Genomic DNA, 25,561 nt, shown 5'->3' with positions numbered 1-25,561 from the left:
GTCAAGGGTGGCCGAAGGCCATCGCGAAGCGACGCGACCGCAGGGAGCGCCCTTGAGGGACCGGCCCGGCCCGGAAGGACAGTGGACTGACGGGAAGCCCCCGGACCCCGTCAACGCCACCGAGCAGGCGAGGCACCGGACATCACCCCACCCCCGAGCCCCGTCAACGCACCCCACCCGGCCGACAGGCCGAGCACCCCCGTACCGCTCCTACACCGCCGACTCCGGAGCGATCCGGCTCCGGACCGCCGACTGGACGTCCTCTTCCTCCGCCGGGTCCGTCGCCAGGCGGCGCAGGCGCGGGGCCACGCGGGCGTCCGCCGTCTCCGCGTTGCGGGCCGCCACCTCGCGGGTGGTCTCCTCACAGTCCCAGAGGCATTCGACGGCGAAGCCGGCGGCGAAGGACGGGTCCGTGTTCGCCAGCGCCCGGGCGGCGCGGCCGCGGAGGTGGGACGAGGCCGTCTCGCGGTAGATGTGGCGCAGCACCGGGGCCGCGCAGCCGATCGCCAGTCGGCCCGCTCCGTCGACCAGGGCGAACAGGCGCCGGGTGTCGGGGCCGGAGCCGCGGACGGTGGAGCGCAGGGCTCCCAGGACGAGCTTGGCGTCCTCGGCTCCGCCGCAGGCGGCCAGGAGGGCCGCGGCGGCTGCTCCCAGGGCGTCGGGGCGGTGGACCCAGCGTCGGGCCCGTTCGACGGCGGCGGGGCCGCACATGCGCTCGTAGGCGGCTACGGCGGGCTCGTCGCCGGCGGCTTCGATGAGGTCCAGGACGGCCGGGTTGTCCGGTTCGGCGAGGACCAGGTGGTGCAGGGCGGTGGCGCGGGCGGCCTCGCCGGAGGCTCCGGCGGCGGCCGCCAGGATGGCGGGGCGGTCCTCGGGCGCGGCGACGGCGGCGAGGCATCGCGCGGCGGGCACGTGCAGCGGGGTGCCTCGGCGCAGGCCGTCGGCGGCCCAGTCGAAGACGGCCTGGACGCCCCAGCCGGGCCGGGGGCCGTTGGGGGTCAGCTGGCGCTGCCAGCGGTCGAAGGAGCCCTGCTGCCGGGCGGCGCGCAGCCGCTCTCCGTACTCGGGTGACTCTTCCCACAGGCACCAGGGCCTGGGTTCGTACGCGTCGCGGACGGCGGCGGCAAGCCGCGCCCCACCCTCCGCGGTGTCGGGGAAGCGGGCGAGGACGGGTGCGGCGAGGCCGCGCAGGCCTTCGTCGTCGTCGCGCAGGGCGAGCTCGTCGAGGGCCCAGGCCCAGTTCGAGCCGGAGGCGGCGTACCGGCGCAGCAGCATCAGCGCGTCGTCGCGTCCGTACGAGGCGAGGTGGCCGAGTACGGACAGGGCGAGGCCGGTGCGGTGGTCCTCCTCGTCGAAGAGGTCTTCCGCACTGAAGAGGTGGGTCTCGATCTCGCCGAGGGGGCCGTCGAGGTCCAAGTACAGGCGGGCGTAGTACAGCGAGCGGTTCTCGACCTGCCAGTCCTGGCGCGGGTCGCGGAGCACGCACTGGTTGAGGGCCGCGAGGGCCTCCGCCCGGGGTGCCGCGAGGGCGTGCAGGGTGCCGTCGCCGCGACCGCGCTGGAGGAGCCCGAGCAGGGTGCCGCTTGGCGCTATGACTGGTTCGAACATGGGAATGGCCTCAAATCAAGCTGGGGACGCAACCGGGAATCGGGATTCACAGGGCCGCGTAACAGCATGTGAGGACGTCCGCCGTCATGTTCCGCTCGATGTAGACCATTGCCTTCTCACTCTCGTCGGTGCTTCGCGACCGTGCCGGCCGGTGTGGCAGGGGTGGCTGTGGACACCCGTTGTGTCCAGTCCGCTCCTGCCCGTCCGTCATGTCCGCGAATCGAATCCGACGCCATGATGACCCAGCCGCTTTGTGCACCGCGACCACATTTCCGGCTGCCGTGACCAACCTGTGAGGTGCGCGGTGGTCAGTCGGCGGTCATCCCCCGCCCAAAAGCGGACTACTTGGCTCCGAAGAGTTCCAGCAGGTCGGCCTTTGCGAACATGCGGGCCGTGTCCACGGCGGAGGGGGTTCCGGCGTTCGGATCGGCGCCGCCGGCGAGCAGTGCGCGGATGACGGCCTCCTCGCCCTTGAAGACGGCTCCGGCGAGCGGGGTCTGGCCGCGGTCGTTGGCGCGGTCGGCTTCGGCGCCGCGGGCCAGCAGGGCCGTGACGGCGTCGGCGTGGCCGTGGTAGGCGGCGAGCATGACGAGGGTGTCGCCGCGGTCGTTGGTGAGGTTCGCGGGGACTCCGGCGTCGAGGTAGGCGGCGAGCTCCTCGGTCCGGCCGTTGCGGGCGAGGTCGAAGATCTTGGTGGCCAGTTCGATGACGTCCTCGTCGGGGGCGTCCTGGGAACCGTCCGCGGTGGGCTCGTGCTCGGGCTTGTGCTCGCTCATCGGTCGTACCGCCTTTCACTCGCTGGTGGCAAGGAGTCTCCCCAGGCCGTGCGGGCAGGGGTGCGTACGGCGCTGCGTCCGTACGGGTGAATCGCCAGGGTAGCGCCCGGACCTGCACATGAGCGGCCGGGGCCGAGGCAAGGATCACCGTGCAACCCCTTCAGGGCCGACGCGCCAGCCGGGGAGGGCCGGTCAAGTGAAAAACGGCGCGATTCACCCATATGCACCTTTTGTCGCATTGATACTTGCTGTGAGCCTGGAAGAACTGATGGTGACTGTCCCCACCCACCAGGAGAACCTCTCATGGTCCTGTCCATCTCAGGTGTCGTACTGCTCGGCATCATCTGCTTCCTGTTCTTCAAGAAGGACGGAATGAAGCTGACGCACGCGTTCGTCTGCGCGCTCTTCGGCTTCTTCCTCGCCGGCTCGGCCATCGCCCCCAGCATCACGGCGAGCACCGCGAGCCTGGCGAGCCTGCTCGGCGGGATCAAGCTCTAGCGCCGCCCGACCGCACCGTCCCGCTCCACCCACAACTCCAGGAGACGCCCGTGGCCCGGCGCCCACTTCCCCGCATCCTCAGCAACGGCACCTCGTCGCTGGCCCGGGGCCGCGACCTCGCTCGCACGGCCGCCGACAGCGCCACGGACGTCCTCCATCCGCTCCTCACCATCGGACGCGGCCTGCGCATCCTGGCCTCGGCCGGGCGGCGCAAATGGTCCGGGACGCCCAAGGACAAGCGTGGTCCCGCGCTGTTCCTGGGCGCAGCCTGCGTCCTCGTGGTCGCGCTCGTCCCCTACGGCCCCCTCACCGCCCTGATCACGCTCATGGCGGCGGCGGCCTGGCAGGGACGCGACCGCACCCCGGCGAAGTCCGGGCCCAGCGATGCCGAGACCGAACGGCTCGGCTCCCTCTACGAAGCCCTCGTGCCGTACTTCTCCATCCCGGAGGACCCCAATCCGCTCTTCGCCCACGGCGGGGAGTGGGACAAGGCCTTCAGCGGCTATGAGTTCGACGAGGCGGGCCGCGTCACCCGGCTCCACATCCGCTACCCGGCCTACTTCACCGATGGCGAGGCCGCCTCGCGGGCCCGGATCGAGGCACTGCTGCACGCCAAGTCCGGGCGCGGACGGGAGTACCTCTTCGACTGGGACGAGGAGGGCAACCAGCTCGACCTGAGCGTGCTGGCGGCGCTGCCGACGGGTATCGCCGCCCAGCCGTTCGTGACGTCGCCCGGTGAGACCGTGCTCGGGTTCACCGACGCCGGCAGCGTGCAGCGCACCCTGCCCGTGCTGGAGGGCGACGAGCCCCGGGACGTGCCGCCGGTGATCTGGCGCACCGGCCCCCGCTCCTCCGAGCCGCACCTGCTGGCCGTCGGCCAGCCCGGCAGCGGCACCTCGACCCTGCTGCGCTCCATCGCCCTGCAGGCCCTCCAGCACGGCGGCGACGTACTGGTCGTCGAGGGCGGCGGCAGCGGCGAGTACGCCTGCCTGTCCGGCCGCACCGGCGTCCTGGCCGTGGAGTGCGGGCCCGCCGGCGCCCTGGCCGTCCTGGAGTGGGCCGCGCAGGAGACCGAGCGGCGGCTGATCGCCACCCACCGGGCCCGCGAGGCCGGACGGCCCGCGCCGCAGGACACCCGGCGGCCGCTGTGGATCCTGCTGGACCAGCCGACCGTGCTGGCCCACCTGGCTGCCGCGGAGGGCGCCCCGGACCCGCTCGCGCAGCTCCAGGTGCCGCTGCGGCACGGGCGCGCCGCGAACGTGACGGTGGTGGTGGCCGAGCAGCACGACCACCTGGAGCTGCTGAACGACGCCGTCTGGCAGCACACCCGGGCCCGCGTGGTGCTGGGGCCGGCTCCGGTCCAGCAGATCGCCGACGTCCTGGGGCTGCCGCCGCACACCACGCCGCCGGCCCGGGTGCCGCCGGGGCGCGGGTACGCGCGGCTCGGCACCGGTCCCGTGCACCGCCTCCAGGTGCCCGCGACGCCGGACCCGTACGACGACTCCACGCACCCGGCGCACCGCCAGGCCGTGCTGGAGCTCCTGCCCGGGCGCCAGCAGGCGGGGGCCGCCGCGGCTCCGGACCGGGTCGGCCACGTCACCCTGACCAAGCCGTTGCAGGCGCAGCCCCCGGCCCAGGCGCAGGCTCCGGCGATCGACGCCTCGGAGATCCCCGAGGTGTCGGCGGACGCGCCGTAGGCCCCCCTCCTGCGGCTACGCCACGAACGTGCGCGGCGGCTCCGCGCCGCTGCCGCCCGCGCCGGTGCCGACCAGGCGGGCCGCCGCGGCCAGGCGGGCGGCGGCCTCCTCGGCCACCGGCCCGCCCACGGTGAACGGCAGCCGGACGTAGCCCTCGAAGGCGCCGTCGACGCCGAACCGCGGGCCCGAGGGGACCCGTACGCCGACCCGCTCCCCCACCTCGGCGAGCCGGGAGCCGGACAGCCCGCCGGCGCGGGCCCACAGGGTCAGCCCGCCGCGCGGGACCCGGAACTCCCAGTCGGGCAGCTCCCGGCGCACGGCGGCGACGAGCGCGTCGCGGTTCTCCCGGGCCTGGTCGCGGCGGATCTCCACGGCCTCCTCCCAGCCGCCGGTGCGCATCAGCCAGCTCACCGCGAGCTGCTCCAGCACCGGGGTGCCGAGGTCGGCGTACGCGCGGGCCGCGACGAGGCTGCGGATGACGTCGGGGGCCGCGCGGACCCAGCCGATCCGCATCCCGGCCCAGAAGGCCTTGCTGGCGGAGCCGACGGTGATGACGGTGGAGCCGGCCGGGTCGAAGGAGCAGACCGGGCGCGGCATGTCGAGGTCCGGTTCCAGCTGGAGTTCGGCCATGGTCTCGTCGGCGATGAGGACGGTGCCGGCGGAGCGGGCGGCCTCGACCATGGCGCGGCGCTGTTCGTCGGTGGCCAGGGCGCCGGTCGGGTTGTGGAAGTCGGCGACGACGTAGGCGAGGCGCGGGGCGGAGTCCCTCAGCACCTGGCGCCACACGTCCATGTCCCAGCCGGTGAGCCCTTCCGCCATGGCGACCGGTACGAGGCGGACCCCGGCGGCTCGCATGAGTTGGAGGATGTTGGCGTAGGAGGGGGATTCGACGGCGATCCGCTCGCCTCGGCCCGCGAAGAGGCTGCAGATGGCGTCGATGGCGCCCATGGCCCCGGTGGTGACCATGATCTGCTCGGGCATGGTCGGGATGCCGCGCTCGGTGTAGCGGTCGGCGAGCATCCGGCGCAGCGCGGGCAGCCCGGCGGGGTAGTCGCCGTGGGTGTGGGCGTAGGGCGGGAGTTCCTCCAGGGCGCCCTGGACGGCCTTGGTGAGCCAGGGCTCGGGGGCGGGGAGGGCGGCGCAGCCGAGGTCGATCATCGAGCCGAGGGACTCGGGGGGCAGCGGTTCCAGGCCGCGGGCGGGCAGCGGGTTGCCGGCCGGTACGGAGGTCCAGCTGCCGGCGCCGCGGCGGGACTCCAGGAACCCCTCGCCGCGCAGGGCTTCGTAGGCGGCGGCGACGGTGGTGCGGCTGAGGGAGAGCGCGACGGCGAGCTCCCGCTCGGCGGGCAGCCGGGCGGCGACGGGGACCCGGCCCTCCAGGACGAGGAGGCGGATCCCGTCGGCCAGGGTGCGGTACGCGGGCAGCTTGCGGGCGCCGGGCACGGCGGGCCGTTCCTGCTGGGAGGTGATGAGCCGGGCGAGCTGTGCGGCACCGACCGCCGAGGTCCACTGAGCCATGCTGTCCGGTCCACCTTCGTCGAATTGGCCCCGACCGGGCGCGGGAGGGGCCGGTATTGGATTGGTTCTGCCCTCACAGAGTGGCATGCGGGGGTCCATTCGGACCAGCGGGCGCCGTTGCGGTGGAGCCGTTCACCGCCCGGCCGTCCGGCCGGCGCCGCCCCGGGGCATACTGCGGCGGTGACGCACGTACGCCTTCGCCACCCGTATCTGGACCACCCGACTCCCATCCCCTTCGCACACCGGGGCGGGGCCGCGGACGGACTGGAGAACACCGCCGCCGCCTTCCGCCGGGCCGCCGCCGCGGGATACCGGTACTTCGAGACCGATGTGCACGCAGCGGCCGACGGGAAGCTGGTGGCCTTCCACGACGCGACCCTGGACCGGGTGACGGACGGGCAGGGCCGCATCCGCGAGCTGCCCTGGAGCCGCATCCGCGAGGCCCGGGTGGGCGGGACCGAGCCGCTGGCGCTCTTCGAGGACCTGCTGGAGGAGTTCCCGGACGCCCGTTGGAACGTCGACATCAAGGACGAGTCGGCGCTGCATCCGCTGGTCAACCTGGTCGCGCGGGCCGGGGTCTGGGACCGGGTCTGCGTGGGCTCGTTCTCGGAGAGCCGGGTGGCGCGGGCCCAGAAGATCGCCGGGCCACGGCTGGCCACCTCGTACGGGGTGCGCGGGGTGCTGGGCCTGCGGCTGCGCTCGCTGTCCATCCCCGCGGCGCTGCGCGCGGGCGCGGTGGCGGCGCAGGTGCCGGAGACCCAGGCGGGCATCCGCGTGGTCGACCGGCGGTTCGTACGCACCGCGCACGAACGGGGACTCCAGGTACACGTCTGGACCGTGAACGAACCGGAACGTATGGAAGCGCTGCTTGACCTGGGTGTCGATGGCATCATGACCGACCGGATCGACATCTTGCGCACGGTGCTGGACCGGCGCGGGGCCTGGGCCTGACGAGCCCTTCGGCCGCCGTGCCCGGTGAAGCGGCCGCTGCGGTACGGGGACCAGCGAGGGGGCGCTCATGAGTGCGCGGACGACAGAAGAAGCGGAACCGGGCACGGAGGACGGCAGAGCCGGGGCCGCGGCGGCGGCCCGCAAGCGCGAACAGCACGGCTGGTATTTCTACGACTTCGCCTGCTCGGTCTACTCGACGAGCGTGCTGACGGTGTTCCTCGGGCCGTACCTGACCTCGGTGGCCAAGGCCGCCGCGGACGCCGAGGGGTACGTGCATCCGCTGGGCATCCCGGTCCGGGCGGGTTCCTACTTCGCGTACGCGGTGTCGGCCTCGGTGATCGTGGCCATCCTGATCATGCCGCTGGTGGGCGCGCTCGCCGACCGCACCGGCCGCAAGAAGGCGCTGCTGGCGGCCGCGGCGTACACGGGCGCGACGGCGACGGCGGGCATGTTCTTCCTGGGCGGCGAGCGCTACCTGCTGGGCGGGCTGCTGCTGATCGTCGCGAACGCCTCGCTCGCGGTCTCGATGGTGCTCTACAACGCCTTCCTGCCGCAGATCGCCACCCCGGACGAGCGTGACACCGTCTCGTCCCGCGGCTGGGCCTTCGGCTACGCCTCGGGCGCCCTCGTGCTGGTGTTGAACCTGGTGCTCTTCCAGGGCCACGACTCCTTCGGCCTGTCCGAGGGCGCGGCGATCCGCATCTGCCTGGCCTCGGCCGGGCTGTGGTGGGGTGCGTTCGCGATCGTCCCGCTGCGCCGGCTGCGCGACCGGGCGGTCGTACGGGATCCCGGCGCGGCCGCGGTGAGCGGGTGGCGGCAGCTGATCGCCACGTTGAAGGACATGCGGCGCTACCCGCTGACCCTGTCGTTCCTGCTCGCGTACCTGATCTACAACGACGGCGTGCAGACCGTGATCTCCCAGGCCTCGATCTACGGCTCGGAGGAGCTGGAGCTGGAGCAGTCCACGCTGATCGTGGCCGTGCTGCTGGTGCAGGTCCTGGCCGTGGTGGGCGCGCTGGGGATGGGCCGGCTGGCCGCCGTGTACGGCGCGAAGCGGACGATCCTCGGCTCGCTGGCGGCGTGGGCCCTGACCCTGGCCGCCGGCTACTTCCTGCCGGCGCGGACCCCGGTGTGGTTCTTCGCACTGGCCGCGATGATCGGACTGGTGCTGGGAGGCAGCCAGGCTCTGTCGCGCTCGCTGTTCTCGCACCTGGTGCCGGCGGGCAAGGAGGCCGAGTACTTCTCCGCGTACGAGATGAGCGACCGCGGGCTGAGCTGGGTGGGGCCGCTGGTCTTCGGCCTCACGTACCAGCTGACGGGCAGCTACCGGGACTCGATCATCTCGTTGGTGGTCTTCTTCGCACTGGGTTTCGTGCTGCTCGCCAGGGTGCCGGTGCGGCGCGCCGTGGAGGCGGCGGGCAATCCTGTACCCGAGCGGATCTGAGACCGGATCCAGGCTCGCGCGGCGGTCGGCCCGAACCGGATCCACGAGCGAATTCCGAACGGATTTCGACGTTGAAGCGAAGGGCCGGTAGTGTACGCCTTTGGCCTGCCAGGCGGACCGTTACTGCGTGCTGAAGAAGTGAAGACGTTGGGTGACATCTGCTGCCAGATGTGACAAAACGGGCATTGGTGGGTACAACAAGGGGCGGCACGACGGGCGACGCGTGACCCGGAGCGGGAATCTATACCGCCGACCGGACGTTGACCGGATGACGACGACAGCGACACCTGTCCTGTGGGCGACAAGCCCGGGAGGCACGATTCATGAGTGAGCGAGCTCTCCGCGGTACGCGGCTCGTGGTTACCAGCTACGAGACGGACCGCGGCATCGATCTGGCCCCGCGCCAGGCGGTGGAGTACGCATGCCAGAACGGACATCGATTTGAGATGCCGTTCTCGGTTGAGGCAGAAATTCCGCCGGAGTGGGAGTGCAAGGCGTGCGGCGCCATGGCACTCCTGGTGGACGGGGACGGGCCCGAAGAGAAGAAGGGCAAGCCTGCGCGAACGCACTGGGACATGCTCATGGAGCGACGCACCCGCGAGGAGCTGGAGGAAGTGCTCGCCGAAAGGCTGGCGGTCCTTCGTTCCGGCGCCATGAACATTGCCGTGCATCCGCGGGACAGCCGCAAGTCCGCGTAACCCGCGGGCGCTGAGCACGGGAAAAGCTGAGGGGCCCCGCCACACAGTGTGGCGGGGCCCCTCAGCTTTGCGTTTTTCCCTCCGGGAGCAGCGCGGGAGCGCCCCCGCAGGGAGCCCCGCTACGGGGCGAGCGGCGGGCGGTGGCCGTCGTCCTGGCCCGGGCGTCGCGGGCCGGACGCCGGCGAGCCGTCCTCTCGGATGACCTCGCCCTGGACGACCTTGCCGTCGGGGTAGTGGATCCGTGCCTGCTGGAAGGCGTCGCCGAAGGTCCCGGCGGGCGCCGTGGCCATCTTGCGCTCCAGGGAGCGGGCGAAGCGGCGGCCGACCAGCGCCCGGACGGGCGGGAGCAGCAGGAGCAGTCCCGCCGCGTCGGAGATCAGGCCGGGCATGATCAGGAGCAGGCCGGCCAGCATCGTCAGGCCGTTGCCGGTGCCGGGCTGCTGCGGAGCGGGCCGGCCGCCCGCCTGGGCCTGCTGGAAGGTGTCCGTCAGGTTCTTGAAGGCACGCCGTCCGGCCCGCTTGATGACCACCACGCCGAGCACCAGCCCGCCCGCGAGCAGCGCGGCGACGGTCACGGCGCCGCCGGCCGCGCCCGCGACCAGGCTGAGCAGCCAGATCTCCAGGATCAGCCAGGCGGCGATTGCCAGGGGGAGGATCGTACGGGCGGGCGAGCGCCGCCGGGGGGCCGTCGAAGGGGAAACGCCGGTCGTCATGCTCTCCAGTGTGCCTGGCACGGCGTAAGAGCGGGCTCAGCCGGAGGTACCGGACATCCCCTAAGGGACGTCCGGCGGGCGCACGTCAGGCCTTCCTGGCCTTGCCCGTCAGCTTCTCCGTGCGGGCCTGGATGCCCCACTGGGTGACCCGCCACAGGGCCTCGCGCACGATGTCCTTGCTCATCTTGCTGTCGCCGAACTCGCGCTCGACGAACGTGATGGGCACCTCGACGACGCGGAAGCCCTTGGCCACGGCCCGGCGGGCCAGGTCCACCTGGAAGCAGTAGCCCGCGGAGGCCACCTCGTCCAGGCCCAGGCCTTCGAGGGTCTCGCGGCGGAAGGCGCGGTAGCCGCCGGTGACGTCGCGGATCGGGACGCCCAGCATGAGGCGCGAGTAGGTGGAACCGCCGCGGGAGAGGATCTCGCGGCTCTTGGGCCAGTTGACCACCCGGCCGCCCGGCACCCAGCGGGAGCCCAGCACGAGGTCGGCGCCCTCCAGGGCGGTCAGCAGGCGGGGCAGCTCCTCGGGCTGGTGGGAGCCGTCGGCGTCCATCTCGACGAGGACCCCGTAGCCGTTGTCCAGGCCCCAGGCGAAGCCCGCGAGGTAGGCGGCACCGAGGCCTTCCTTGCCCTTGCGGTGCAGGACGTGCACGTGGTCGTCGCCGGCCGCCAGCTCGTCGGCGAGCTTGCCGGTGCCGTCCGGGCTGTTGTCGTCCGCGACCAGGATGTGGGCCTCGGGTACAGCCGCGCGGACGCGGCCGACGATCAGCCCGATGTTCTCCGCCTCGTTGTAGGTCGGAATGATCACCAAGGCCGTGCCGAGCGGGCCGTAGCCCCGCTGTCCGCCGTCGCTCACTGGGTCCCCTTTTGCGTTCTCGTACGTCCTGTACGTCTTGTCACAGGGGATGATTTTAGAACAGCGATCGGGGCCCGCGGTCCTTCGGGCCGACCCGGCTCCCGCTGGCTGCGGGTGGCCGTGGCCGTTGTCTACTGGACCGCCGGGCCCCGACCCGGGGCCACCCTCCCCCAAGCCCCTTGGAGCAGGGGGGACACCCCCATCCGGCGAAACCTTCCCTCGCCCCCGAGGCGCGGGCGCGGCTGGGCGGACGGATCCGTCCGGTACGGACGTCCTGAGGTGGACCCGGCCGAACTTATCCGGATCCGACCGCCCTTACCGAACCGCGACCGGCCTCATCACCCCTGTGGCCGTACGAATACCTCCCGGCCGCCGACCACTGTGGCCAGGCACACGGGCAGATCTGCGCCAGGGGTCAGGTCCGGCAGTCCGGGGGTCCCGGAGCGGGGGTCCGTGGACCAGCGGGCGACGCGGTCGTCGGGCGCCTGGACGATCAGTTCGGCGGTCTGCCAGACGGCGTAGTCGGCCGGGGCGCCGGGTACGAGGACGCCCGCGTCGTCGCGTCCCAGGGCCCGCCAGCCGCCGCGGGTGTGGGCGGTGAAGGCGGCCCGTACGGAGATCCGGTGCTCGGGGGTCCGGTGGAAGGCGGCCGCGCGGACGGTGCCCCAGGGGTCGAGCGGGGTGACGGGGGCGTCTGAGCCGAAGGCGAGCGGGACGCCCGCCTTGAGCATCGCGGCGTACGGGTTCAGGGTGCGGGCCCGCTCCGCGCCGAGCCGGTCGGCGTACATGCCGTCCTCGCCGCCCCAGAACGCGTCGAAGGCGGGCTGGACGGAGGCGGTGAGGCCGAGCTCCGCGAAGGCGGCGATGGTGGCCGGGGTCATCATCTCGGCGTGCTCGACCCGGTGGCGGGCGGCGCGGACGCGGGCGAGTCCGACCTTCTCGGCGGCCGCGCGCACGCCCTCGACGACGGCGGTGATCGCGGCGTCCCCGATGGCGTGGAAGCCGGCCTGGAGGCCCGCCTCGGTGCAGGCGGCGACGTGTTCGGCCACGGCGGCCGCGTCGAGGTAGCCGGTGCCGGTGTGGGTCTCGTCGGCGTACGGGGCGTGCAGGCAGGCGGTGTGCGAGCCGAGGGCGCCGTCGACGAACAGGTCCCCGGCGGCTCCGACGGCCCCGAGCGACTTGGCCAGGCCGAGGTCGCGGTCGGCCCAGTAGCCGAAGACGCGCGGGCCCGGGTGGGTGCGGGCCAGCTCCAGCAGGGCGGTGAAGTCCTCGGCCGAGGAGATGTCGGGTCCGCCGCACTCGTGGACGGAGCCGATGCCGAGGGAGGCGGCCCGGTCGAGGGCGGCCCGCTGGGCTTCGGCGCGCTGGGCGGGGGTGAGGGCCCCGAGGGCGGCCCTGCGTACGGCGTGGTGGGCGTCGCGGGTGAGCGGGGCTCCCTCGTCGACGACCCCGGGGACGAGCTCCAGCAGGGCGGTGGTGACCACGGCCGAGTGGGCGTCGATGCGGCTGAGGTAGAGCGGGCGGCCGCCGGTGGCCAGGTCGAGTTCCGCCGTGCGGGGCGCGCGGCGCTCGGGCCAGCGGGCGGCGTCCCAGCCGTGGCCGAGGAGCACCCGGTCGGTGGGCCGGCTCCGGGCGTACGCGCGCACGAGGTCGAGGGCGTCGGCGAGCGTACGGGCTCCGGACAGGTCCAGGCCGGTGAGGGCGAGGCCGGCGGAGGTGGTGTGGACGTGGGCATCGGTGAACGCGGGGGTGACGAGCGCGCCGCCGAGCTCGACGACCTCGTCCACGCCCTGGGCGAAGGCGTCGGCGGCACCCTCGGAGCCGACCCAGGCGATGTGGCCGCGCTCGACCACCATCGCGGTGGCGAAGGGGTCGGCGGGGCTGTGGACCTCTCCCCCGCGCAGGAGGACGGTGCGTGCGGACCCGGGTGCTCCGGCTGCGTCGGCGGAGTCGGCGGAGTCGGCGGTGCGGTCTGTCATGCGGACCAGTCTCGCGGGTCGGGCTCCCGCGCCGGACCGCGACCCCCCGCCGGACGCGCCGCCGGTCCCGCGGGGGCGCGGGCCGGGCGCGTCAGGAGGTCACACGCGCGGGGGGCGGGATTCGTAGGGGGTGGAGAGGACCACCGTGGTGCGGGTCGAGACGTGGGCCAGGGCGCGCAGGCGGCCCAGCAGGTCCTCCAGCTCCAGCGGGGTGGCGACGCGGACCTTGAGGATGTAGTTCTCGTCGCCCGCGACGCTGTGGCAGGCCTCGATCTCGGGGACTCCGGCCAGCCGCTCGGCGATGTCGTCGGGGGCGCTCGGGTCGAACGGCTTGACCGAGATGAAGGCCGTCAGGGGCAGGCCCACCGCCTCCGGGTCCACCACGGCCGCGTAGCCGCGGATCACTCCGCGCTGCTCCAGGCGGCGTACTCGCTGATGGACTGCCGACGTGGACAGTCCCGTGGCCTTGCCCAGGTCCGTGTAGCTCATCCGCCCGTCCCGCACGAGCAGATCCACGATCTGGCGGTCCAGCTCCTCCATTGCGCTCATAGCCGCCCAACCTACGGCCAAGAGCGCTTCAGGCCCAGCGTTGTCCACGGACCGAGTGGCACCTGCGCCGGGCATGTGACCAAGGCCACAGGGGTATGCAGGCGTACGCCGTGCTGTTGTGGTTACTCGTGCCGCGCGACGGGAAGTGCTTGGTGTGGCCGAGGCCGTAGAAACTGCCCGCCCGGCCCACCCAAGGGGGAGTACATCCATGCAGAACACCAAGCGCGCCGGTCGCATCGAACCGGAGCCCCTGGAACCGCTCGAATCCGCGGACGGCCCGTACGCCGAGAACGGGTACGCCGAGTACCTCGACGAGTCCGAGGGGTTCGAGATCCGCCACGCGAGCTGCCCCGACTGCGGCCAGGCGATCGCCCTCGTCGCGGACGAGGAGTTCCTGCCGCAGCACGCGCTGTGCCTGACCCCGTGGAACCCGTTCGGGCTCACGGTGTGCGCGGGCACCGGTCGGCCCGCCGCCGACGCGCTGCCCGAGGTCGGTTTCGGCGCGGACGAGGCCACCGAGCTGGAGCCGGTCGTGCACCTGACGCTGCCGCTCGGGCTGGACTGGCGGACGCAGCCGTTCTCGCACGTCGGCGGCCCGGGCTCGCGTCCGGTGCGGATGCCGGCGCCCGCGGTGCTGCCCCGGATGCGGCAGCACGCGCAGGCCGCCTGACCGCCCGACGGCGGGTTACCAGTACGTGCCCTGCACCATGGCGGCCAGGCTGGCGTGGTGCAGGATCAGGCCGTCGGGTTCCGCGGGGATCTCCACCTCGCCGAAGTGCGCCTGCCGGTAGGCGATGCGCAGCATGACGATCCCGTGCCGCAGGGCGGCGTACAGGGTGTGGAACTCCATGTCCCGCGGGGTGTGCCCGGTGAGTTCGGCGTACCGGCGCTCGATGTCCTCGCGGCGCAGGAAGTCCGGCAGGCCGGGCTGGCCGAAGCCGACGGTCAGGTCCTGGAAGAACCGGTGGAGGTAGACGGTCCAGCCCAGGTCGACCTCGCGCGGGGCGCAGGCGGCCATCTCCCAGTCCAGGACGGCGACCGGTTCGAAGCCGTCGGGCTGGTAGATCACATTGCCGATGCGGGCGTCGCCCCAGTTCAGGACGGCCTCGCCCTCGTCGGCGGGCCAGAGTTCCTCCAGCCGGTCGAAGGCCCGCTCCAGTAGCGGCGAGGGGGCCAGGCCGTCCACCACCCATGCGTAGTACGCGCGTTGGGCATCGACGTGCCGGCGCAGCGGGCTGCCTTCGCCCGGCAGGAGGAGGAACTCCGCTTCCTTCGCCGGGAACTGGTCGTGCAGGCGCGCCAGCAGCGCGACGCTGGCTTCCTGGAGGGTGGCGCGTTCGGCGTCGGTCGCGGCGTGCAGCCAGTTGCCCTCGTACGTGTAGGGCATGACGTCGGGCGGTACGCGGCCCTCGGCGCGGGCCATGACGAAGAACGGCGCCCCGAGCGGCCCGGGGTCCTCCTCCAGCCACTGCACGCGCGGGACGGGCAGGTCGGTGTGGGCGGCGACCAGGCTCATGACGCGGTGCTGGCGGGCCATGTCGTAGGTGGGGAAGACGGTGTAGGCGGCCGGGTCGGCGGCGAGGCGCAGTGCGCAGGCGCCGATCGGGGTGTCGGGGTGCTCGATGTCGAAGAGCAGGGTCTCGCTGGACATGCCGTTGGAGCCGGGGACGGAGGTGCCCGTGATCTTCGCTCCGGGGAGCCGGGTGTCGAGCCAGGCCGCGAGGCGGCGGGCGAGTTCCTCGGGTTCGCGGGTGGAGGTGCGGGGACGCGGTGCCGTTGCCATGGGTGAGCCCCTTTCTCTACTGCGCGACGGAGGAGTAGTCGGCGAAGCCGCTCGGATCGTGGCGGCCGAAGCTGCCGTGCTCGAAGATGCCGTGGCCGGTCTGCCCGTCGAGGGTGAAGCGGGCCGAGTGGTCGGTGACGCCGAAGGCGGCCATGGGGTGGGCCGAGGGGTCGGAGAGGTCGTAGACGCGGCGGTCGGTCCAGCCGCGCCCCTGCCAGCTGCCGTGTTGCCAGTCGGCGGCGGGCGGGTAGCCGGCGCCGACGGCGAGCGGGGAGGAGTTGAGGATCTCCACGCCGAGTTCGAGGGGTTTGCGGGCCGGGTCGGTGAGGTGGACGACGGCGCTCTCGGGGTGGCGGCTGCCGGGGCGGTAGCGGATGTCGGTGTGCGGCCAGCCGAGTTGGACGTCGTGGCGGCCGCTGTCCTCGGGGAAGACCTGGACGGCCTCGCTGAGGGTGCGGTGGCCGTCGGCGTCCTCCTGGGCGATGACCATGAGGAAGCGGTCCTCGAAGCGGACGGGGATCCAGAGCCAGTGGAAGCCCTCGGGGCGGTGTTCCTCGGCGGCGCGGCCGCCGTCCTCGCCGGGGATCGGGCGCACGCCCCAGCTGCGGTCGCGGGTGCCGGTCCACTCCCCCGGGGTGAGGGTGAAGTCCTCGCCCCTGGCGCGGATGGTGCCGGTGGCGTTGCCCGCCTGGACGAAGCGGCGGCCTTCGAGCATGAGGCGGTCGCCGCGGCGCTGGACGTGGTGGGGTTCCCAGACGGCGGGGAACTCGGCGGTCCAGGTGATGTCGTACGAGAGCCCCTGCGGGTCCTCGGGGTCGGCGTCGCACTGGAGGGTGATCTGCTTGAGGGGGGTGTCGACGATGATGCGCAGGGGGCCGACGGAGAGTTTCATGCGGTCGTCGGTGAGGGCGTCGGAGGCGCGGACGGCGAGGAGTTCGTCGCCGATGCGCAGGGTGGCGTAGGCGTCTATGACGCCGGCGTTGGGGTAGACGCCCAGGCCGAGGATCAGGACGGCGCGCCCGGCGTGGTCGAAGACGTGGAAGATGCAGCGGTCGTAGGCGTTCCGGTCGCCGCTGACGAGATGCTTCATCGACAACGGCGCCTGGTGGATGGGGTATTCGTCGAGCGAGACGGGCCGGTCGGCGGGCATGGCGGACCTCCTGGGCAGGTGGGGAGCGGCAGCGGCTCCGGCGGATATGACGGTACGTCAGGAACCGAGCCGGGGGCCATACTTCTGGCACTCCCTGACAGGGCGGCACATCACGCCGCCGCGCTCCGCGGGGCGGGGGCTCACGAACCGTCCCGCCGGGCGCGGGCTCGCGCGCGGGCGCAGCGCCCCGGGCAGTGGGAGGGGTCGAACGGATGGGCGGCGCCGGGGAGGGGTTACGCGCGGGTGCGGTGCCGCGTTGGCCCGGTATGACCACGATGGACACCTCCACACCGCGGGTGGGACGTCGGCGGCGGCCGGCTTCCGACGGGTACGAAGAATCGGTTCGGCAGGCGCCGCCGCGGCACCCCGATCCGCCCATCTACCTCGCACTGCTGGCCCGCTGGACCGAGGACGGCCGCACCGTGCCCGGGCGCCGCGACCCGGAGTGGTCCCGGATCGCCTCCTCCCCGATCTGGCCGACCGGCCCCCTGTTCGGGGGCTGACCTCAGCTACTTGGACGGAGGAGGCACCAGAGGGCCCCCTTCGCGCAGCGTCCGCCAGATCGTGGCGAGCGCCAGGAGCTGCGCCAGGAAGAACGCCACCGAGGCGAAGCGCATCTGGTAGACCGCGAGGACGAGCAGCCCCTGCCAGAACGCCCAGGTCTTCATCACCTTGAGCGACTGCTTCTCCACGGGCGCCGGGTCGCTCCCCAGGCTCCGTCGGAGTCTCCGGGTACAGAGGAGCAGCAGCGTGCTTGCCTCCAGGTACCAGAAGGCGCCCGAGGCGCTGTCGAGGCCGAAGGTCTCCCAGAACTGCCCCTCCGAGGAGGTGACGGCGCTCCAGTGCTGTGCTGCGGGCGGGCGGAACGAGACCTGGAAGGTCTCCACGGGTTTCCGGTGCTGCCACTTCAGCTCGGTGCCCCCTTCGGCGAAGGTCGGCGCAGGGCTGGCGGTCATGGCGCCGGGACCGCCCAGCCGGACATGCACGTCGTCCCAGTGGGCCCCCGCGAGATTCGGCGGAGGCTGCAACAGGAGGTTCCACTCGTCCTTGCCCGCGTCGAGCTGCCAGGGCCCGACGTGATACTTGGTCAGCTCCGTGACCCACGCGACGGCCCTGTAGTGAACGGTGGTCCATGTGCCGTCGGCCTTCACCGTGAGCGGTTCGAGCCGCCACTCGTAGTCGTAGAAGTCATCCGGCGAGACCTTGCCGAGCAGGCAGCGCAGCGCCGAGCGGTAGAGCGGCGAGCGGGGGTCCAGGAGCAGGTCCGGGGCCAGTGCCCAGCCCGCCGGTACCTTGACCTCCGTCGTGGTGGTCAGCAGGCTGTAGTCCCGGCCGCGGTGATCGAACTCCGCCGATGCCGTGAACTTCGCCCTGCCCAGCTGGTCCGCTCGACAGGGGTCCACCGCCGGCGCCCCGGGCGCGCGGGCCTGTGCCCCTCCCACGGGTATGGCGAACAGAACCAGCAGAAGCACGTGCAGCAAGAGCAGCGCGGAGCGTCTGGGACGGATCACCGTCCATGATCTTCTCCGGGGAGCCCGTGCGGCTCTCGGCGACACGGCACAACGCGCTCGGGTCCACCCCGACGGCCGAGACCGGCCTGCCGGGGGCGCACCGCGAGGGCCGCCCCGGAGGCCGGGTCCGCCTCAGCGGCGGCCCGGTCGTCCGGGGAGGCGGCCGGCCGTCAGCGGGATTCCGGGCCCGCCAGGTGCCGGGCGATGACCATGCGCTGGATCTGGTTGGTGCCCTCCACGATCTGCAGCACCTTCGCCTCGCGCATCAGCCGCTCGACGGGGAAGTCCGCCGTGTAGCCGTAGCCGCCGAGGACCTGGACCGCGTCCGTGGTGACGGCCATCGCCGCGTCGGTGCAGAAGAGCTTGGCCATGGCCGCCTGCCGGGAGAACGGCTTGCCCTCGTCCCGCAGCCGCGCCGCCGCCAGGTACAGGGCCCGGCCCGCCTCGATCTTCGTCGCCATGTCGGCCAGCATGAAGCGCAGCCCCTGGAAGTCCGCGATCGGGTGGCCGAACTGCTTGCGGTCCAGGGCGTAGGAGAGGGCCTCGTCCAGGGCGGCCTGGGCGACGCCGATGGCGCAGGCGGCGATGCCGAGGCGGCCGGCGTCCAGGGCGGCCAGCGCGATGGTGAAGCCCTGGCCCTCCTCGCCGATGCGCCGGCTGTCGGCCACCCGTACGCCGTCGAAGTGCAGCTGGGCGGTGGGCGAGCCCTTCATGCCCATCTTCTTCTCCGGGACGGCCGCCGTCAGGCCCGCCGCGTCGCCGGGGACCAGGAAGGCCGTGATGCCCTTGGGGCCCTCGGCGCCGGTGCGGGCCAGCACGGTGTAGAAGTCGGCGACCCCGCCGTGGGTGATCCAGGCCTTGGTGCCGGTGATGATCCAGTCGTCGCCGTCCCGCACCGCCTTGGTGGTCAGCGAGGCCGCGTCGGAGCCCGAAGCGGGCTCGGAGAGGCAGTACGCGCCCAGCAGGCCGCCGCCGAGCATGTCGGGCAGGTGGGCGCCCTGCTGCTCCTTGGTGCCGTAGCCGGCCAGGCCGTGGCAGGCCAGGGAGTGCACGCTGACGCCGAGCCCGACCGTGAGGCGGGCCGCGGCCAGCTCCTCCAGGACCTGGAGGTAGACCTCGTACGGCTGCTCGCCGCCGCCGAACTCGCCGTCGTACGGGAGTCCCAGCAGGCCGGCCTCGGACAGCAGGGTGAAGACCTCGCGCGGGAACCGCCCGGCGTCCTCCTCCTCGGCGGCCCGGGGGCGGATCTCGCGCTGGGCGATCTCCCGTACGAGCGCCAGAAGGTCGCGGGACTCCTCGGTCGGCAGCTGACGGTCAACCGGCTGCGGGGCGCGGTCGGTCATGGCGGCGCTCTCCTCACTCGTGGGCACGGGGCGACGCGTGAGGGTTGTGACGCGACGCCGGGTCTCGGTGCTCTCACAGCCGATACTGCCCTCCCGGATCGCGGAAGGGGCTGTTCAGTGGCTGCGGCGGTTGAGTATGCCTGATCAGGAGCTTCCCGTCACGGGTTCGAGATCGTCGTCCGGAGCGGGCGGGGCCGGGCACTCCGGGACGAACTCCGCGATCACCGTCAGAGTGGCCCGCAGCTGGCGCACCAGCAGGGCCCCGAGTTCCGTGCGGTCGGGCTGGTCGGGGGCCCCCGCGGCGAGGGCGCCGATCCACTCCAGCGTGATTCCCTCGACTCCCGAGAGCCAGCCGACCAGGGCGAGACGGGCGAGGGGCGGGACCGAGCGGCGCCCGTAGGCGCCTTCGGCGATGGTGGCGACCAGTTCCTCGCGGACGGTTTCGCGGATGGCGAGGACCTCGGAGTCGGAGCCGACGCCGCCGGTGACGATGGTGCGGTAGGCGGCCTGGTGGTGCTCGGCGTAGTGCAGGTAGCCGTCGATGGTGCGGCGCACCCGCTCGGCGTTGGGCAGGTCGGTCTCCCCGGCGGCGCGGGCGACGAGCTCGGCGACCGACTCCTCGACGATGGCCAGGTAATAGCCGCGTTTGCTCTTGAAGTAGTAGTAGATGAGCCCCTTGGCGATGCCCGCGTGCTTGGCGATGTCGTCCATGGAGAGCGCGTCGTACGAGGTGTCGGCGAACAACTTGCGTCCGATCGCCATGAGTTCGGCTCGACGAACCTGCGAACGCCCGGTCGTTCCACGCTGTTGACTATTATTCAAATTCAGCCCTAGCCTCGAACTGCCACAGGATGTCCGCAGTATGGCACCCCCCAGCACTTCCCCTGCGCACTGGACGACGTACGGGAGGAACACCTCATGGGCAAGGGCACGAGACCCCCCGCAGAGGGCCGGGTCAACTGGAAGAAGACGGCCGCCGTCGCGATGCCCGCGGTCGTCGCGGTCGGGGCGATGGCCATGGTCATGGCGCAGGGCGCGCTCGCCGCTTCCTTCGCCGTCTCGGGGACCAGTTTCCAGGTCTCCTCATCCAAGCTGAGCAGCAAGGGCCTGGCCTCCTACGTGCAGACGGACCGCTCCGTCGACGGCAAGGGGCATCCGGTGGCGCTGCTGGGCATCGGCGAGGCCACCCTCAGCGACATCTGCCAGGCGGCCGAGGTGGACACCCCGCTGGGGAAGGTGGTCTTCAAGCTGACCGCCGGCGGGGCGGCCGGACAGGTCACCGCCAGCAACCTCGTCATCGACGGCGAGGACCTCGACGGCGACGCCACCTTCGGCACGGCCCAGATCGGCCGGGACGCCTCGACCCTCGACGCGGTGCCCGGGGTCGCGGGCGAGCCGGGCAAGTTCGGGCTGCAGGCCGGGAACATCGAGGTGGTGGACGTCAAGTCGCACGCCTGGTCCGCGACCGGCGGGAACTTCCGTCTCAAGGGCATGAAGCTGAACGTCAGCCTGGACGGCAGGAAGTGCTTCTAGCGGCCCGGGCCGGCGACTGGCTGGAGCGGCGGCTGCCGCTGCCGGAGCCCCGGCGGCGGCTGCGCACCTGGCGCCGGACCCGCCCGTTCTGGGGCGGGCTGCTGGTCGTGCTGGGCGGGACCGAACTGCTGCTGGTCCCGCTCTCCCCGCTGACCGTGCTGGTCAGCCTGGGCCTCGGCGGGATCGCGGCCATCGGGATCGGCATCGCGCTGATCGCCGCGGGCCTGTTCCTGTGGTTCCTGCCGCAGACCCGGGCGTACGTCTCCGTCCACGCGCTGCTGCTGTCGGTGCTGTCCTTCGTGGCGACCAACCTCGGCGGCTTCCTGGTCGGGATGCTGCTGGGCATCGCGGGCAGCGCCCTGGCCTTCGGCTGGACCCCGCTGCCCGACGAGGAGGCGGGCGAGGAGGGGCCGTACATCCCGCGCCTGGACGGCAGCGGGCCGCGCACGCTGGCCGCCGTACTGCCGGTGGTCCTGCTCGCGGGACTGGCGGCGGGCGCGCCGCCGGCTCGGGCGCAGGCCGCGCAGAGCCCGCTGCGGGCGCCGGTGGCGGCCCGGACCCCGCCGACCGTGACGACCTCGCTCTTCGCTCCGCAGGGGTTCGCCTTCGCGGGGATCACGGAGGTGTCCACGGCCGACGGGCCGCTGAAGGTGCTGGTGCTGCGGATGCACGCGGCCTCGCTCCGCGACTACCGGCTGCGCACCCGTGACGGCCGTGACGAGTACGGGCTGGCGGCGAAGTCCCTGGACCTGCGCGGGGACGTGACCCTCTACCTCACCAGGTTCAGCGGGTGCATTGAAGGGCTGCTGTGCGTGACCTTCAGCCCGGACGGGCTGCCGGCTCCCCCGGTCATCCCGCCGTTCGTCTTCATGACCCGGGTCAGCGCGGAGCAGGCGCTGGTCACCTCCGACGTGATCGTCACCGACGGACTGCGGCTGGAGGCCTCGTGATCCCCGTGCAGGCGGCGCCGCTGTGGGCCTACGGCATCGGCGCCAGCTTCGCAGTGGCGGCCGGGCGCCAGCTCCAGTGGTGGGAGCGGTCGGTCCGGGGCGAGGGAGTCCGTACGAGGAGCCGCGCGGCCAATCCGTACCTGGCGCTCACCGTGCTCCACGCGGCGCTGCTCCTGGCCCCGACCGGGGTGTACCTGCTGTGGCAGAACCCGGCCTGGGCGACGATGCAGGTGGCGCGCGACCACGACGGGGTGTGGGCCGGCTTCGCCCTCTTCCACGTCGGCTCGGTGGTGGTGGGCGCCCTGCTCGGCTTCCTCGCGGCGCGGCTGTTCGTGCTGGTCGGAGCCGGGTACTGGGGGTATCTGCAGGCGGTGGCCGGGTACTTCCTGCTGTTCTTCACCCTGATCCACGGGTGGGACGGCAGCGGGTACCGGCGGCTGCTGAGCGCCGATCCGCGGGCCTACGCCGGCTGGTCCGCGGACGGCGCGGTCAACGGCGTGCTGGGTTTCGCGACCTCGGGGACCTTCCTGGCCCTGCTGGTCTTCGGCACGGCCGTGATCGGCACGATGCTGCTGGCCGAGATCGGCTGGCTGGTGGAGGGCTGGCGGCTGCCCGGGGCGGCGGCGGACCTCAAGGTGCCCCGCCTGCTGGCGGTGGTGATCGCCGGGGCGGGGGTGTACGTGCTGCCGTTCGCGGGGGCGCTGGGCGCGAGCGTCCTCGTACGGCTGCTGGGGTGGTGGCTCGGTCTCGGGCTGTTCGCCGCGGCGGCCGGGGCGGTGCTGCTGCCCGCGCGCTCACCGGTCAGGAGGCTGTACGGGCTGGTGGGGGTTCCGGACGGGCACTGGCTGGTCGAGCCGGAGGAGGCGAAGCCGGGGCCCGGACCAGGACCGGGACCAGGACCGGGGTCAGGGGTTAGAACCAGCCGACCTGGGTGACGAACATGGCGACGACGACCACGAGGGTCCAGCCGAGCACGTGCTCCAGCCAGGAGGAGTCCTCCTTGGGGCCACCGGTGCCCACGAGGTTGCGGGCAGGGGCGGCGGGGGTGGCGCTGGAAGTCGTCATGCCGTCCAATGTGCCAGCGTTCGCCGCTTTCGCGGTAGAGACGATGGTCACTGGTGGCGAGCGTCACGCCGCCGGGCCCCGGCCGTGACGGCCGGGGCCCGGCGGCGGAAACGTCCGCTCCGACCGGCGTCCGCTCAGGCGGCGGTGTCGCGCCTGCCTCCTGCCATGGCCGCCATGGCCAGGCCGAGGCACACGGCGACGGCGCCGGTGATGACATTGCTCGTGACACTGCGGGTCGTGTCCATCTCACCGGCCATGACCCAGGGGGCGACGATCGTCCAGGCGCCGATCGCTACCGCCGTCCAGGCCATCGCGTGGGTGCGCTCGTAGGCCGACCCCAGGCCGCCCATGCACAGACAGAACGCCAGGCCGGCGATGAGGTTGTTGATGGCCAGCGGGCCGAGCACGCTGAACCCGGCGATCCATGGCGAAGCCGCCAGGTACAGGCCCGTGATCAGGGCCAGCGCCTCCACGGCCTGCGCGCTGGGAGTGGTGGTCACCCGCTCGAACCGAGTCCGCATTTCGGCAAGGTCCGGGTGATGTTCGATGTTCGGATGGGTGGTCATGGTGGGCTGCCTCCTACGAGAAGCCTTATGTGCCCTTTATGCCCATATTCCGCCTGTTCAGCCCTTCTGACCAGCATGCATTTTCACAGGACTCCGACGGTCCGCAGCGCCTGGATCTGAGCGGCGTTCGGGCGGATCGGGCCGTAGAGGTAGCAGACTCCCCCGGTGCCAGAGACGACTTTGCCGGTGGCGTTGTACCGCTTGGTGCGCAGCCAGTTGTTCTCGAATTCGCGGCGCCGGTAGACGCGGCGCACGGCCGGGTTCGAGGGCGAGTTGGGGTCGTTGGCGATCACGTCGCCGGCCGCGGTGAACCCGATGACTGTCATCAGGTGGCCGGCGGTGCCGTAGCCCGCGCCGGTGAGCTCCTCGGGCCGGAAGGACTGGGAGGTGATGGCGGGGATGCCGGCCCGGACCAGGGTCTCCAGGTCGGCCAGCGAGCCGAGCCGGGTGACGACCCCGGCGAGCTGGCGGTAGGTGGCGGCGTAGGCGGCGTTGAAGGGCCAGTTGCCGCAGCCCTTGTAGGCGGCGTCGTAGGTGGACCGGGCGGCATGGCAGACCTGCGGGTCGGCGTACTCCTTCTTGACCCAGGCCAGGGACTTCGCGGCGGGTTTGCGGCCCCAGAACTCGATGATCATCTGCGAGGACGTGGGGCTGCACCAGGCCTCGCCGCCGTTGTCGTACTCCGGGTACTGGCCGGCGTGGGTCTCCTGCGAGTAGCGCGGCACCTTCAGCTCGTGCGCGACGCCGGAGGGCGGGGAGGCGGGGACGGTGAACCGGTCCGGGACGTCGGAGGCCATGGCCCCGGCCAGCCACACGGTGGGGCCGCGCAGGGCGCCCGGCTTGCGGTACAGGGTCAGGCGCAGCCGCCAGTCCTTGATCCGCAGGCCGGTGGCCGCCGCCGGTGCGTCCAGGGCCAGGGTGTCGGTCCAGACGGTGGACCTGCCGTCGGTCTGGCCGTCCACGGAGGTGCGCCGGATGTCGCCCTCGCCGGAGGCCCAGCGGCCCATGACGTACCAGGGGGTGGCGGTGCCGTCGGTGTAGGTGCCCCGCAGCTCGGTCTGGATCCAGGTGCCGGCGGGGGTGCGTGCGTTCCAGGAGGCGATGGCCTCGGTGGCGGGCACGGTGGAGGCGTGCACGGGGGAGGTCCAGGTGGCGTACTCCCAGGTGCTCTTCCTACCGGTGTGCGGGTCGGCGTACTCCGTGCGGCCGGCCGGGGTCTTGATCTCCAGGCCGGGGCGGGCGCCGCCGATGGCGGTGGTGCCCTGGTGGAAGCCGGCGCGCCAGTGGGCGTGCGCGTACCAGAACCGGTTGTCCACGCTCTTCCCGGAGGCCGCTCCGGAGGCGGGGGCCGGGGTCCGGGGCGCGCCGGAGGCGGCCGAGGCGCGACCCCCGGGCAGGGTGGCGGCGGTGGCGGCAGCGAGGGCGACGGCCAGCACGGCCCTGCGTGGCGTGGGTGCGGTCATCGGCGTGGCCCCCAGGGGTCGGTGCGGCGGTTCGGCTTCTCCACCCCGCCACCCTTCCAGTTCCCGGTGGCCGGACGCCGAAGCCACGGGCCCGTGTCGGGGCTGACACCCGGACGGGGCCTACGCTGGCCGGGTGGAGCCACAGCAGTCACCCGGTCCTGAGTCTCTCGATTCGCTCGATTCGCTCGCGAGCGAGCTCGCCGCGCTGCCGCCCTCCCTCGGACCGGTGCGGCTGATCGGCATCGACGGGCACGCCGGGTCCGGGAAGAGCACCTTCGCGACGCGGCTCGCGGAGGCCCTGGGCGGCGTACCCGTACTGCACCTGGACGACGTGGCCACCCACCAGGAGCTGTTCGGCTGGCCGGAGCGGCTGCGCGCGCAGGTGCTGGAGCCGCTCGCGGCCGGCCGGGCCGCGCACTGGGCCCCGTACGACTGGGTGGAGCGGCGGTTCGGCCCGGAGCGGGTGCTGGAGCCGGCGGCCGTGCTGCTCGTCGAGGGTGTCGGCGCCGGACGGCGGGCGCTGCGCCCGCACCTGGCACGGCTGCTGTGGATGGAGACGCCGCGCACGACCTCGTGGGGGCGCGGGCGAAACCGGGACGGGCGCGAACTCTCCGACTTCTGGGACGGATGGGAGCGCGCGGAGCTCGCGCACTTCTCGGACGATCCTTCGCGCCCCTTCGCGGACACCCTGGTACGCCAGAGCGGTACGGGATACGAGTGGACTTCCGGGGCTGCTGCGACCCCGGGACCGGCTGCTTACGTCACCGATGGTAACGAACTCCCCCGGGCCTGAGCGGCTCCGGAAATCCACTCCCGCGAGGCTCCACCGGGCCGCTTGACCGCACCCCCGCGACGGCCTTACGTTCTCAATGCGCGGTCTTTCAAGGCTGCCGCGGATACGAAGCCCCCG

Annotated in this window: 26 protein-coding genes; 11 read left to right on the top strand and 15 right to left on the bottom strand. The window is 72.9% G+C overall.

From position 1 onward, the window contains the following. Positions 1-210: 210 nt before the first annotated feature. Both AB0M99_RS09990 and AB0M99_RS09985 read right to left on the bottom strand, forming a co-directional pair. Entirely contained in the window at positions 211-1,608 is a 1,398-nt protein-coding gene (locus AB0M99_RS09990) for a HEAT repeat domain-containing protein (protein WP_365918488.1), read from the bottom strand. Positions 1,609-1,949: 341 nt separating this feature from the next. After that, entirely contained in the window at positions 1,950-2,384 is a 435-nt protein-coding gene (locus AB0M99_RS09985) for an ankyrin repeat domain-containing protein (RefSeq protein WP_365918486.1), read from the bottom strand. Positions 2,385-2,687: 303 nt separating this feature from the next. On the opposite strand from AB0M99_RS09985, the gene AB0M99_RS09980 reads away from it, so the two are divergent. Together AB0M99_RS09980 and AB0M99_RS09975 are read left to right on the top strand one after the other, a co-directional pair. Next, positions 2,688-2,882: a hypothetical protein gene (locus AB0M99_RS09980; RefSeq protein WP_007262923.1), complete on the top strand. Its 195-nt coding sequence runs from the start codon at positions 2,688-2,690 to the stop codon at positions 2,880-2,882. A 50-nt stretch (positions 2,883-2,932) separates the two neighbouring features. Continuing rightward, complete coding sequence (locus tag AB0M99_RS09975; protein ID WP_365918483.1) at positions 2,933-4,579, top strand: ATP-binding protein; 1,647 nt, start codon at positions 2,933-2,935, stop codon at positions 4,577-4,579. Positions 4,580-4,594: 15 nt separating this feature from the next. Here the strand turns inward: AB0M99_RS09975 and AB0M99_RS09970 are convergent, their stop codons facing one another. Continuing rightward, complete coding sequence (locus AB0M99_RS09970) at positions 4,595-6,097, bottom strand: PLP-dependent aminotransferase family protein (protein ID WP_365918482.1); 1,503 nt, start codon at positions 6,095-6,097, stop codon at positions 4,595-4,597. Between the two features lie 180 nt (positions 6,098-6,277). Here AB0M99_RS09970 and AB0M99_RS09965 point away from each other — a divergent pair, with 180 nt between their 5' ends. The 3 genes from AB0M99_RS09965 to AB0M99_RS09955 all read left to right on the top strand — a co-directional run bounded on the left by AB0M99_RS09965 (position 6,278) and on the right by AB0M99_RS09955 (position 9,190). Further along, a complete protein-coding gene (locus AB0M99_RS09965; RefSeq protein WP_365918480.1) occupies positions 6,278-7,048 on the top strand; it encodes a glycerophosphodiester phosphodiesterase in 771 nt (256 codons plus the stop codon). Positions 7,049-7,115: 67 nt separating this feature from the next. Continuing rightward, on the top strand, positions 7,116-8,492 hold the full coding sequence (locus AB0M99_RS09960; protein WP_365918478.1) for an MFS transporter: 1,377 nt from the start codon (positions 7,116-7,118) through the stop codon (positions 8,490-8,492). A gap of 323 nt (positions 8,493-8,815) precedes the next feature. Continuing rightward, on the top strand, positions 8,816-9,190 hold the full coding sequence (locus tag AB0M99_RS09955; protein ID WP_007262928.1) for an RNA polymerase-binding protein RbpA: 375 nt from the start codon (positions 8,816-8,818) through the stop codon (positions 9,188-9,190). Between the two features lie 119 nt (positions 9,191-9,309). On the opposite strand, the gene fxsA is transcribed toward AB0M99_RS09955, so the two are convergent. The 4 genes from fxsA to AB0M99_RS09935 form a co-directional block, all read right to left on the bottom strand. Next, a complete protein-coding gene (fxsA, locus tag AB0M99_RS09950) occupies positions 9,310-9,903 on the bottom strand; it encodes an FxsA family membrane protein (RefSeq protein WP_365918476.1) in 594 nt (197 codons plus the stop codon). Positions 9,904-9,988: 85 nt separating this feature from the next. After that, entirely contained in the window at positions 9,989-10,759 is a 771-nt protein-coding gene (locus AB0M99_RS09945) for a polyprenol monophosphomannose synthase (protein ID WP_365918474.1), read from the bottom strand. 338 nt (positions 10,760-11,097) lie between these two features. Then, a complete protein-coding gene (locus AB0M99_RS09940; RefSeq protein WP_365918472.1) occupies positions 11,098-12,738 on the bottom strand; it encodes an amidohydrolase in 1,641 nt (546 codons plus the stop codon). Between the two features lie 99 nt (positions 12,739-12,837). Next, positions 12,838-13,278, bottom strand: coding sequence for an Lrp/AsnC family transcriptional regulator (locus AB0M99_RS09935; RefSeq protein ID WP_365918508.1), 441 nt, complete (start codon positions 13,276-13,278; stop codon positions 12,838-12,840). Positions 13,279-13,495: 217 nt separating this feature from the next. Here AB0M99_RS09935 and AB0M99_RS09930 point away from each other — a divergent pair, with 217 nt between their 5' ends. After that, positions 13,496-13,957, top strand: a complete 462-nt coding sequence (locus AB0M99_RS09930; protein WP_365918470.1) for a hypothetical protein — start codon at positions 13,496-13,498, stop codon at positions 13,955-13,957. A 15-nt stretch (positions 13,958-13,972) separates the two neighbouring features. On the opposite strand, the gene AB0M99_RS09925 is transcribed toward AB0M99_RS09930, so the two are convergent. Continuing rightward, complete coding sequence (locus AB0M99_RS09925) at positions 13,973-15,070, bottom strand: phosphotransferase family protein (protein WP_365918468.1); 1,098 nt, start codon at positions 15,068-15,070, stop codon at positions 13,973-13,975. 16 nt (positions 15,071-15,086) lie between these two features. Then, complete coding sequence (locus AB0M99_RS09920) at positions 15,087-16,220, bottom strand: hypothetical protein (RefSeq protein ID WP_365918466.1); 1,134 nt, start codon at positions 16,218-16,220, stop codon at positions 15,087-15,089. Between the two features lie 266 nt (positions 16,221-16,486). Here AB0M99_RS09920 and AB0M99_RS09915 point away from each other — a divergent pair, with 266 nt between their 5' ends. Then, complete coding sequence (locus AB0M99_RS09915) at positions 16,487-16,723, top strand: hypothetical protein (RefSeq protein ID WP_365918464.1); 237 nt, start codon at positions 16,487-16,489, stop codon at positions 16,721-16,723. Between the two features lie 6 nt (positions 16,724-16,729). Here the strand turns inward: AB0M99_RS09915 and AB0M99_RS09910 are convergent, their stop codons facing one another. From AB0M99_RS09910 to AB0M99_RS09900, 3 genes are all read right to left on the bottom strand, one after another. After that, the gene (locus AB0M99_RS09910) at positions 16,730-17,623 is read right to left on the bottom strand and encodes a DUF6185 family protein (protein ID WP_365918462.1); all 894 of its coding nucleotides are present in this window, start codon (positions 17,621-17,623) and stop codon (positions 16,730-16,732) included. A 278-nt stretch (positions 17,624-17,901) separates the two neighbouring features. Then, positions 17,902-19,074: an acyl-CoA dehydrogenase family protein gene (locus tag AB0M99_RS09905; RefSeq protein ID WP_365918460.1), complete on the bottom strand. Its 1,173-nt coding sequence runs from the start codon at positions 19,072-19,074 to the stop codon at positions 17,902-17,904. A 144-nt stretch (positions 19,075-19,218) separates the two neighbouring features. Next, positions 19,219-19,836: a TetR/AcrR family transcriptional regulator gene (locus AB0M99_RS09900; protein WP_365918458.1), complete on the bottom strand. Its 618-nt coding sequence runs from the start codon at positions 19,834-19,836 to the stop codon at positions 19,219-19,221. Between the two features lie 156 nt (positions 19,837-19,992). On the opposite strand from AB0M99_RS09900, the gene AB0M99_RS09895 reads away from it, so the two are divergent. From AB0M99_RS09895 to AB0M99_RS09885, 3 genes are read left to right on the top strand one after another with little or no spacing between them, the layout of a single operon-like run. Next, positions 19,993-20,607 carry a DUF6230 family protein gene (locus AB0M99_RS09895; protein WP_365918456.1) on the top strand — a complete coding sequence of 205 codons (615 nt, stop codon included), beginning with the start codon at positions 19,993-19,995 and terminating at the stop codon, positions 20,605-20,607. Further along, the gene (locus AB0M99_RS09890) at positions 20,598-21,557 is read left to right on the top strand and encodes a DUF6114 domain-containing protein (RefSeq protein WP_365918454.1); all 960 of its coding nucleotides are present in this window, start codon (positions 20,598-20,600) and stop codon (positions 21,555-21,557) included. Before AB0M99_RS09895 ends, AB0M99_RS09890 begins: the two co-directional genes overlap by 10 nt. Continuing rightward, the gene (locus tag AB0M99_RS09885) at positions 21,554-22,492 is read left to right on the top strand and encodes a hypothetical protein (protein ID WP_365918452.1); all 939 of its coding nucleotides are present in this window, start codon (positions 21,554-21,556) and stop codon (positions 22,490-22,492) included. Before AB0M99_RS09890 ends, AB0M99_RS09885 begins: the two co-directional genes overlap by 4 nt. Here AB0M99_RS09885 and AB0M99_RS09880 read toward each other — a convergent pair. From AB0M99_RS09880 to AB0M99_RS09870, 3 genes are all read right to left on the bottom strand, one after another. Beyond that, on the bottom strand, positions 22,470-22,622 hold the full coding sequence (locus AB0M99_RS09880) for an SCO1431 family membrane protein (RefSeq protein ID WP_365918450.1): 153 nt from the start codon (positions 22,620-22,622) through the stop codon (positions 22,470-22,472). The two genes, AB0M99_RS09885 and AB0M99_RS09880, sit on opposite strands and share 23 nt — an antisense overlap. A 134-nt stretch (positions 22,623-22,756) precedes the next feature. Continuing rightward, on the bottom strand, positions 22,757-23,188 hold the full coding sequence (locus AB0M99_RS09875; protein WP_365918448.1) for an SPW repeat protein: 432 nt from the start codon (positions 23,186-23,188) through the stop codon (positions 22,757-22,759). 83 nt (positions 23,189-23,271) lie between these two features. Then, positions 23,272-24,651, bottom strand: a complete 1,380-nt coding sequence (locus AB0M99_RS09870) for a C39 family peptidase (protein WP_365918447.1) — start codon at positions 24,649-24,651, stop codon at positions 23,272-23,274. Positions 24,652-24,784: 133 nt separating this feature from the next. On the opposite strand from AB0M99_RS09870, the gene AB0M99_RS09865 reads away from it, so the two are divergent. After that, positions 24,785-25,444: a hypothetical protein gene (locus AB0M99_RS09865; protein WP_365918445.1), complete on the top strand. Its 660-nt coding sequence runs from the start codon at positions 24,785-24,787 to the stop codon at positions 25,442-25,444. Positions 25,445-25,561: the final 117 nt, after the last annotated feature.

The sequence above is a fragment of the Streptomyces sp. NPDC051183 genome (genome assembly GCF_040682455.1).
In the GTDB taxonomy this organism is placed as follows: Bacteria; Actinomycetota; Actinomycetes; order Streptomycetales; family Streptomycetaceae; genus Streptomyces.
Note: the sequence above shows the minus strand (reverse complement) of the source record. Positions and strands in the feature narration are given on the sequence as shown.

What these genes read in the sequence shown, in the direction of transcription:
- AB0M99_RS09990 (WP_365918488.1), bottom strand. Translation starts at nt 1,608, where the DNA reads ATGTTCGAACCAGTCATAGCGCCAAGCGGCACCCTGCTCGGGCTCCTC.
- AB0M99_RS09985 (WP_365918486.1), bottom strand. Translation starts at nt 2,384, where the DNA reads ATGAGCGAGCACAAGCCCGAGCACGAGCCCACCGCGGACGGTTCCCAG.
- AB0M99_RS09980 (WP_007262923.1), top strand. Translation starts at nt 2,688, where the DNA reads ATGGTCCTGTCCATCTCAGGTGTCGTACTGCTCGGCATCATCTGCTTC.
- AB0M99_RS09970 (WP_365918482.1), bottom strand. Translation starts at nt 6,097, where the DNA reads ATGGCTCAGTGGACCTCGGCGGTCGGTGCCGCACAGCTCGCCCGGCTC.
- AB0M99_RS09960 (WP_365918478.1), top strand. Translation starts at nt 7,116, where the DNA reads ATGAGTGCGCGGACGACAGAAGAAGCGGAACCGGGCACGGAGGACGGC.
- AB0M99_RS09955 (WP_007262928.1), top strand. Translation starts at nt 8,816, where the DNA reads ATGAGTGAGCGAGCTCTCCGCGGTACGCGGCTCGTGGTTACCAGCTAC.
- fxsA (WP_365918476.1), bottom strand. Translation starts at nt 9,903, where the DNA reads ATGACGACCGGCGTTTCCCCTTCGACGGCCCCCCGGCGGCGCTCGCCC.
- AB0M99_RS09940 (WP_365918472.1), bottom strand. Translation starts at nt 12,738, where the DNA reads ATGACAGACCGCACCGCCGACTCCGCCGACTCCGCCGACGCAGCCGGA.
- AB0M99_RS09935 (WP_365918508.1), bottom strand. Translation starts at nt 13,278, where the DNA reads ATGGAGGAGCTGGACCGCCAGATCGTGGATCTGCTCGTGCGGGACGGG.
- AB0M99_RS09930 (WP_365918470.1), top strand. Translation starts at nt 13,496, where the DNA reads ATGCAGAACACCAAGCGCGCCGGTCGCATCGAACCGGAGCCCCTGGAA.
- AB0M99_RS09925 (WP_365918468.1), bottom strand. Translation starts at nt 15,070, where the DNA reads ATGGCAACGGCACCGCGTCCCCGCACCTCCACCCGCGAACCCGAGGAA.
- AB0M99_RS09920 (WP_365918466.1), bottom strand. Translation starts at nt 16,220, where the DNA reads ATGCCCGCCGACCGGCCCGTCTCGCTCGACGAATACCCCATCCACCAG.
- AB0M99_RS09915 (WP_365918464.1), top strand. Translation starts at nt 16,487, where the DNA reads ATGACCACGATGGACACCTCCACACCGCGGGTGGGACGTCGGCGGCGG.
- AB0M99_RS09905 (WP_365918460.1), bottom strand. Translation starts at nt 19,074, where the DNA reads ATGACCGACCGCGCCCCGCAGCCGGTTGACCGTCAGCTGCCGACCGAG.
- AB0M99_RS09900 (WP_365918458.1), bottom strand. Translation starts at nt 19,836, where the DNA reads ATGGCGATCGGACGCAAGTTGTTCGCCGACACCTCGTACGACGCGCTC.
- AB0M99_RS09895 (WP_365918456.1), top strand. Translation starts at nt 19,993, where the DNA reads ATGGGCAAGGGCACGAGACCCCCCGCAGAGGGCCGGGTCAACTGGAAG.
- AB0M99_RS09880 (WP_365918450.1), bottom strand. Translation starts at nt 22,622, where the DNA reads ATGACGACTTCCAGCGCCACCCCCGCCGCCCCTGCCCGCAACCTCGTG.
- AB0M99_RS09875 (WP_365918448.1), bottom strand. Translation starts at nt 23,188, where the DNA reads ATGACCACCCATCCGAACATCGAACATCACCCGGACCTTGCCGAAATG.
- AB0M99_RS09870 (WP_365918447.1), bottom strand. Translation starts at nt 24,651, where the DNA reads ATGACCGCACCCACGCCACGCAGGGCCGTGCTGGCCGTCGCCCTCGCT.